Source organism: Vibrio sp. 10N.222.48.A3, from assembly GCF_041475345.1.
In the GTDB taxonomy this organism is placed as follows: Bacteria; Pseudomonadota; Gammaproteobacteria; order Enterobacterales; family Vibrionaceae; genus Vibrio; species Vibrio tasmaniensis_A.
This window is the reverse complement of record NZ_JBFRVX010000301.1, coordinates 1-6,926: the sequence shown is the minus strand read 5'-3', so window position 1 is coordinate 6,926 and position 6,926 is coordinate 1. Positions and strand designations below refer to the sequence as shown.

The 6,926-nt window shown below is 44.7% G+C and carries 9 protein-coding genes; all 9 read right to left on the bottom strand.

Going from position 1 to position 6,926, the window contains the following annotated elements; all coding sequences use genetic code 11:
• On the bottom strand, positions 1–625 hold a 625-nt coding region (locus tag AB4653_RS09625; protein ID WP_372103993.1), incomplete at its 3' end, for a VacJ family lipoprotein.
• A 118-nt stretch (positions 626–743) separates the two neighbouring features.
• Positions 744–1,964 carry a c-type cytochrome biogenesis protein CcmI gene (ccmI, locus tag AB4653_RS09620; protein WP_009848520.1) on the bottom strand — a complete coding sequence of 407 codons (1,221 nt, stop codon included), beginning with the start codon at positions 1,962–1,964 and terminating at the stop codon, positions 744–746.
• Positions 1,964–2,452 (bottom strand): cytochrome c-type biogenesis protein, encoded by a 489-nt coding sequence (locus AB4653_RS09615; RefSeq protein ID WP_009848521.1) that lies wholly within the window; start codon positions 2,450–2,452, stop codon positions 1,964–1,966. Before AB4653_RS09615 ends, ccmI begins: the two co-directional genes overlap by 1 nt.
• Complete coding sequence (locus tag AB4653_RS09610) at positions 2,449–3,000, bottom strand: DsbE family thiol:disulfide interchange protein (RefSeq protein WP_009848522.1); 552 nt, start codon at positions 2,998–3,000, stop codon at positions 2,449–2,451. The genes AB4653_RS09615 and AB4653_RS09610 overlap by 4 nt, the downstream gene beginning before the upstream one ends.
• 5 nt (positions 3,001–3,005) lie before the next feature.
• A complete protein-coding gene (locus AB4653_RS09605) occupies positions 3,006–4,976 on the bottom strand; it encodes a heme lyase CcmF/NrfE family subunit (protein WP_009848523.1) in 1,971 nt (656 codons plus the stop codon).
• On the bottom strand, positions 4,973–5,455 hold the full coding sequence (gene ccmE / locus AB4653_RS09600) for a cytochrome c maturation protein CcmE (protein WP_009848524.1): 483 nt from the start codon (positions 5,453–5,455) through the stop codon (positions 4,973–4,975). Before ccmE ends, AB4653_RS09605 begins: the two co-directional genes overlap by 4 nt.
• A complete protein-coding gene (gene ccmD, locus AB4653_RS09595) occupies positions 5,452–5,658 on the bottom strand; it encodes a heme exporter protein CcmD (RefSeq protein ID WP_009848525.1) in 207 nt (68 codons plus the stop codon). The genes ccmE and ccmD overlap by 4 nt, the downstream gene beginning before the upstream one ends.
• Before the next feature lie 14 nt (positions 5,659–5,672).
• Complete coding sequence (locus AB4653_RS09590; protein WP_009848526.1) at positions 5,673–6,413, bottom strand: heme ABC transporter permease; 741 nt, start codon at positions 6,411–6,413, stop codon at positions 5,673–5,675.
• A gap of 174 nt (positions 6,414–6,587) precedes the next feature.
• Positions 6,588–6,926, bottom strand: a 339-nt coding sequence (locus tag AB4653_RS09585) for a heme exporter protein CcmB (protein WP_372103990.1), incomplete at its 5' end; no start/stop codon positions are given.

Here is a 6,926-nt window from a genome sequence, read left to right as displayed (position 1 = left end):
GAGCACGTGTTTCCATACCTTCAAAGGCCCACTTCCCTAACTTTGCCCAAAAGGTAAACAGAGACAAAGGTACATATAAGCTATCCACTTGCTCTGTTACTTGTCGGGTCGTCACAGGGCCATATCCCGGCAGCATAAAATACGGTCCATTCCCTACCCCATAATGACCAATCGCATCAGAAAACGACTTTTCGTCATATTTGGTGATCCCCGCTTCGCTAGCAATATCAATCAGACCAAGAAGACCAAAGGTAGAGTTAATCCAAAAACGATTGAAATGATCAAGCGCTTTCCCACCATTACCCATAATGAGATTGTTGAGCATACTTGATGGCTCATCTAAGTTGGCTAAAAAATTGGAAATACCAGAGCGAATTGGTACAGGGGTATAGTCAACATAGGCAAGAGAAACAGGTCGAACCAAATAAGGGTCGAGATACTCGTAGTTGATATCCCACATCGCTCGGTTGAAACCTTCAAAAGGGTCGTTCGGATGGGACTCTTCGACATATTCAGAGGTTTCGAGGTTATCACCACCATTGCTTTCATCTGGTACGCTCGAACAACCTACCGTTAAGCTTGCGATGAAGAGTAAACTCGAAAGTCTTAAAACACTGATAGACATATCACCTTTTCCATAAGGAATAATAAAAAAGGCCAGCAATCGCTGGCCTCAATTGGTTGCGTAAGTCTATACCGTTTTTTAATAAATCGGAATAGCTAACACCTATGCAAAGTAATGATTAATATTGCTTATTGATATCAATGGTAACTGGGGCACCCAGTTCAACCACTTCACTTTCACCGTACCAATCACCGTCTCGAGTTGAAACGTTACCATCTGTATCAAGCCTAGCTCTAACCATTAGAGTTTCAAGGCTGGACAACTTCTGCCCTTCCAACATGCTGTTGCCATCATCAAGAACGACAGTACGAGGGAAAGTTCCTAGCGGATAACGAGCCGCAGCAATCGGCATTGGTGAGCCGTCAGCACTGTGCACTGATACAACTAACACTGAACTAGGGGCAGCATTCACATCACCAGATAACTCAAGCGTTACAGCAACAGTTTTACCTTGGTCAACGCCCATAGCATTGCCCATTTTCTTCTGTGCACTTTCAATACTGCGCGACAACATTTCATAGCGACTGTCTTGTGGACCAATCATCTGTTGCATGATGCTCCAGTACTTAACAGCACCTGGGTAGTCTTGACGCTCAAACGCATCAAACGCTAGCAACGAGAACACACGAAGATCAACATAGTCGTTTTGAATCAAACGGCTCAAAATTAAACGAGCTTGGTTTTGATCCGCATCATCAGGTGAAAGCATCAATGCTTGTGCATAACCTAGCTGAACATCTTCATTCTTTGGCTCAAGCTTGTAAGCTCTTTGCATCGAATCTTTCGCAGTTTCCGCGTCGCGGTTAGCCAATGCAATACGACCTAATAGTAACCAACCTGTCGAATCTTTTGGTTGATAGTGCAGACGAGTACGAAGTGCCAGAGTCAAATCTTCTAATTCATCATCCGTTAATGCACCACCTTCCGATGACATTAGCTTTTTAGACAACTCAGGAAGGTTTGAACTCACTTCTTGCCAGTGTTGGACTTTATCCAAAGCACCAAACTGAAAGTACATACCATATGTAACAACCACGACTAGGACAATAGATGGTACTACGACGCCCAATGTTGAGATTTGGGTCTTCTTCATCTCTTTCTGCGCAGGTACATCATCAAGTAGAGACTGTTTCAAATCAGCGATCAGCTCTTGTTGGTTATCAACAAGGCCTTCTTCTGCTTCTACTTCGAGCTCAACGAGACGATCTTTATAGAATGCTTTGTTCAACTCGTCGCGAAGCATTTCATCATTGTTCGCCTTCTTATTTATGAAGGGCAGAACAATTAAGAAAATAGCTGCTAGCGAAAGGATAATGGTAGAAATCCAAAATAGAGTCATTACTTCTTATCTCCGTCGTTCTCTTCATCGAGTAACGCTTTTAAACGAGCTTCTTTGTCTGCATCCCAGTCTTTATCTGACTCTACTGCTTTCGACTTTGACTTTCGGCTTCGTAAAATGATCAAACCGAAACCAAACACGACTACCGCAAACGGACCAACCCAAAGGATTGATGTGGCTAATGTGAGTGGTGGGTTGTAAGTAACAAAGTTACCGTAGCGAGCAATCATGTAATCAATGATGTCTTGCTTCGACTTGCCATCTTTTGTCATTTCATACACTTTTTGGCGTAAATCAACCGCAAGCTCTGCGTTCGAATCACCAATGGTGTTGTTCTGACATTTAGGGCAACGCAGCGTGTTGCTTAGCTCTTTGAACTGCTGCTCTTGATCAACGGTATCAAATTCATGAAATTCGATAGGCGCAGCAGAAACAGTCGCCGAAATAGCAAATGTAGCGAATAGAGCAATCAGTGTCTTCTTAATCATTTCGCTTCCTCCAACAACTCTTGGTACATCGGCTCAAGCGTCGATGCCCAGTTAGTTGGGTTCACGTCACCAACATGGCGATAACGAACTACGCCGTTAGCATCAATGAGGAAAGTCTCTGGAGCGCCATACACACCAAGGTCAAGACCTAGCATGCCGTTACCATCGAACAGGCTGATCAAGTATGGATTGCCCAGCTCTTTTAACCAACCTACCGCTTTATTGCGATCATCTTTGTAGTTAAGGCCAATAATCTTAACGCCTTGACCCGCTAACTTATTCAAGTAAGAGTGCTCTGCATAACAAGTAGGACACCAAGTCGCCCACACATTTAGAAGCAGTGGCTCACCTTTAAAGATAGCTTGATCATGGAACTTACCCGGTTGCTCTAAGTCTTCTAAACCGAACTCAGGTACTGGCTTACCAATCAATACCGATTCAAGTTTAGTCGGGTCATCACCCGACTGGTTACGCATCAATTGAGTCGCAAAGATTCCAGCTAGAACCATGAACGCAATCAATGGAATGAATAAAATCTTCTTGTTCATTCGAATTAAGCCTCCTGCTCTTTAGTAGACTTTTTCGTTGGCTTACGGAAGCGGTAACGACGGTCACTGATAGCAATAACACCACCAATCGACATAATCAGAGAACCAGCCCAGATCCAACGTACAAATGGTTTGTAGTAGATACGCACAGCCCAAGATTTATTGTCGTCTAAACGCTCACCCATTGCGATGTAAAGGTCGCGCGTTACGCCACGATCAATCGCCGCTTCTGTCATCATCGACTTAGCGGTTGTGTAGAAACGTTTTTCAGCGTGAAGCGTGTTGATGTATTTGCCTTCTTTGGTAATTTCAAAGTCAGCAATGTAACCATCGTAGTTAGGGCCATCTTTGTCACGAACTCCTGTAAACAGGAAGCTGTACTCTTCAAGTTGGTAGCTTTCACCTGGTGCTAAGCGTACGTCACGTTCGATGCTGTAGTTTTGCACCATCGCAATACCAATCACTGTCACGGCCAAACCAATGTGACCACACATCATCGCCCAGTGGCTACGAGGTAGCTTAGTCAGGCCTTTCAGGAATGTATGACGGTGTGTCGCACGCTCATGAAGCTCAAAGCCATGCATGAAGATAATCCAGAATGCCATTACCCAACCGGCAAAAGCGGTACCGCTGAAACGGTCAGCCAAAATCGTAACCATTAGCGCACTTAAGCCCAGTGAGAATACACCTGAGATCAGCATAGGTTTAACGAGCTTAGATAGGTTATCACGTTTCCAACGGATCAGTGGACCGATACCTAATAGGAACGAGAACGGGATCATTAACCAGAAGAACAACATATCAAAGAATGGTGCACCGATAGATACCGAGCCCAAGCCTAACTGTTTATGAACTAATGGCAGCAAGGTACCAACTAACACAACCACAAGTGCAGCAATCAATAGGATGTTGTTGCCGAGTAGCGCGTTTTCACGAGAAACCAAATCGAAGTTACCACGTACACGAACCGATGCGCCTTTAACAGCAAACAACAACAGTGAACCACCGATAACGAACACTAAGAAACCTAGAATAAACATACCACGGGCAGGATCCGACGCGAATGCGTGAACCGATACCAAGATGCCCGAACGAACTAAGAATGTACCTAGTAAGCTTAGTGAGAATGCAGAGATAGCCAGCAAGACTGTCCAAGCTTTAAATGTGCCACGCTTTTCGGTTACCGCTAGTGAGTGCATTAGAGCAGTACCAGCTAACCAAGGCATGAATGAAGCGTTTTCTACTGGATCCCAGAACCACCAGCCACCCCAGCCAAGTTCGTAGTAAGCCCACCATGAACCAAGTGCGATACCTACTGTTAGGAATAACCAAGCAGCGATTGTCCAAGGACGAGACCAACGAGCCCATGCCGTATCTAAACGACCGCTCATTAGAGAAGCGATTGCAAAAGAGAACGCTACCGAGAAACCTACATAACCCATGTAAAGCATTGGCGGGTGAATAATCAAACCCGGATCTTGCAGTAGTGGGTTCAAGTCACGGCCATCAACAGGGAAGAAAGGCAATGTACGTAAAAACGGGTTAGACGTTACGATAATGAACAGCAAGAAGCCGACAGTAATTAAACCCATAATCGCCAGTACGCGAGCCACAGACTCTTGAGGCATACCACGACTAAACGTTGCAACTGCTACCGTCCAACCCGCTTGGATTAGAACCCAAAGCAGTAGTGAGCCTTCATGAGCCCCCCAAACCGCGGTAATTCGGTAGTACCAAGGTAGTTGGCTATTCGAGTTACTTGCTACGTATTGAATCGTAAAATCATTTGTGTAGAACGCGTAACACAAGATAAAGAACGAAATCGCTAGGAATCCGAACATACCCCACGACAGCGGTCGTGCACTGTTCATCAATAATGTGTTATTTCGAGCGGCTCCATACAGTGGGAGCACGCTTAGCAGCAGTGCAAGTCCCAAAGACAGGATCATCGCAAAATGGCCGATCTCGGCTATCATTGAGCATTTCCTTCTTTTTGTTCAGTCGTGTATTGCAAAGGCTCATGAGTTTTCTTCATTGCTTCAGCAACTTCAGAAGGCATATATTCTTCATCGTGCTTTGCCAACACCTCAAACGCTTCAATTGTCGTTGCATCCTTAAGGACACCTTGAGCAACAATACCTTGGCCTTCACGGAAAAGATCAGGAAGGATGCCATCATATAGAATCGTCACTTTAGGGCCTACATCAGCCAAATCGAAGCTAACACGCAATGATTCATTGTCACGGCTTACAGAGCCGACTACAACCATGCCACCAATACGTAAGCGTTGACCCACTTCAGGTTTTTTACCATCTTTGCCGTTGACGAGCTCGGTTGGTGTATAGAACAGATCCATGTTCTGGTTAAGTGCATAAACCATCAATCCAACAGTTGCACTGATACCAAAAAAGATCGCTAAGATAATGCCTAGCCTCTTTTTGCGTCTTGGGTTCATAGAGTGTTCTCCATATTTTTTGCTGCATCAATACGAGCTTGACGGTCAATCTTAGCTTGTACTTCATTTAATAATTGCTTACCACGACGAACGCTTACGACCAGTAAAATGATCATCGCGAGGAATGTGATTCCAAATGCACTCCATACATATGAGGCGTAGCCACCCATGGCAAAGAAATCACTCAGAGATTCAAAATACATAATTACCTACCCTACTACGCTTTATTAGCCGCTAGCTTGCGAACCCATGGACGGTGACTCTCTTTACTGATGATTTCGTTTCTAAAACGAACCATAGTCACAGCACCAAAGAAAAAGGCAAAACCGAAGATGTTAAGAAGAAGCGGCCATAGCATGTCACTTGAAATAGAAGGCTTATCAAACTTAGTAATTGTTGCGCCTTGGTGGAGTGTGTTCCACCACTCTACTGAAAAGTGAATGATAGGTAGGTTGATGACACCAACGATGGCCAAAATACCGGCTGCTTTTGCTGCGGTTTTTTGGTCGTCAAACGCATGGTGCAGTGCAATAACACCTAAATATAGGAATAGAAGAATCAGCTCTGAGGTTAAACGTGCATCCCAAACCCACCAAGCACCCCACATTGGTTTACCCCAAACAGCGCCAGTTAGTAACGCAATAAAGGTAAATACAGCACCGATAGGCGCCATAGCCAACGCAGCCATGTCTGACAGCCTTACCTGCCATACCAAACCGATAAAGGCGGCAATTGCCATCGACATGTATACACCCATAGACCAAATTGCAGACGGAACATGGATATAGATAATTCGGAAGCTATCGCCTTGCTGGTAATCAGAAGGGGCAAATGCAAGCCCCCATACAGTACCGGCGGATAGACACAATAGCGCTAGGATCGAAAACCATGGCAGAAGTTTACCAGCAAGCTGATAAGAGGTTTCTGCTTTGGCGTAGGGATGGAGCCATTTCCACATGTTGTAATCTCACTCTTACTTCATATTGCTTACAGCTATCACAGCTATAATTATTATAATTTATTTGACTTACAGCTTCTTTCAGTGACTCTAGGAGTTTGAAGGCTTTAAATCGTTCACTTTGAACATGCAAAGTGCTAGTGAGTGCGTAGTTAATCTTAACCAGGTAATTAACTAGTTAACACTCACTCTCAGTGCTGCACTGATGGCAAATGGGGTGAGCGTCATCGCGCCCATTAACATTGCCCCTAACACCGCTAATTGTCCGTTATACGCAACGCCTAACGCTGCGGCATCAATCGCTGATGTAGCAAATATAAGAATTGGGATATACAACGGCAAAATAAGCAGACTTAACAGCACACCACCTTTTTGTAACCCAACCGTTAAAGCCACACCAATCGCACCAATAAAGCTTAATGCAGGCGTACCGACCGATAACGTTAAGACTACCGATAACCAAGTATCGAAATCCAAGGACAGCAGCACCGCCAACAACGGACTGATCAATAT

Bases quoted from the DNA above. Each gene is read 5' to 3' on its own strand.
- AB4653_RS09590 (WP_009848526.1), bottom strand. From the start codon at position 6,413: ATGTGGAAATGGCTCCATCCCTACGCCAAAGCAGAAACCTCTTATCAG.
- ccmD (WP_009848525.1), bottom strand. From the start codon at position 5,658: ATGTATTTTGAATCTCTGAGTGATTTCTTTGCCATGGGTGGCTACGCC.
- AB4653_RS09610 (WP_009848522.1), bottom strand. From the start codon at position 3,000: ATGAACAAGAAGATTTTATTCATTCCATTGATTGCGTTCATGGTTCTA.
- AB4653_RS09605 (WP_009848523.1), bottom strand. From the start codon at position 4,976: ATGATAGCCGAGATCGGCCATTTTGCGATGATCCTGTCTTTGGGACTT.
- ccmI (WP_009848520.1), bottom strand. From the start codon at position 1,964: ATGACTCTATTTTGGATTTCTACCATTATCCTTTCGCTAGCAGCTATT.
- ccmE (WP_009848524.1), bottom strand. From the start codon at position 5,455: ATGAACCCAAGACGCAAAAAGAGGCTAGGCATTATCTTAGCGATCTTT.
- AB4653_RS09615 (WP_009848521.1), bottom strand. From the start codon at position 2,452: ATGATTAAGAAGACACTGATTGCTCTATTCGCTACATTTGCTATTTCG.